We start from the raw sequence: 244 nt of genomic DNA, 5'->3' as shown, positions 1-244 counted from the left end.
CGTCACAATCGCTGATCTTGAGGTTTAGGCCGCTTGAAATCAGCTCTTTATCGCGAGCTTGTTCATCGACCTCTGGTTCAGAGTTAGCGTAGACGCACTTGGCATCAAGCTGCTGGCACAAATCGATGAGCTGTTTGGATTGGTCGTCAAAGTCGCTAGCTTTCAGGTGAAGCAACGTTATCCCGAATTCAGCGAGCTGGGAATCGAGTTGTTTTAGATGACGATAGATAAAATCAGCTTTGAT

1 protein-coding gene is annotated in these 244 nt (G+C 46.7%); it reads right to left on the bottom strand.

Annotation, left to right across the window (positions count from 1 at the left end):
* Positions 1 to 244 (bottom strand): deoxyribodipyrimidine photo-lyase (locus tag AB4653_RS24630; protein WP_372105545.1); only part of this gene is annotated, 244 nt, incomplete at both ends.

The sequence above is a fragment of the Vibrio sp. 10N.222.48.A3 genome (assembly GCF_041475345.1).
In the GTDB taxonomy this organism is placed as follows: Bacteria; Pseudomonadota; Gammaproteobacteria; order Enterobacterales; family Vibrionaceae; genus Vibrio; species Vibrio tasmaniensis_A.
This window is presented reverse-complemented; position numbering and strand designations above follow the sequence as displayed.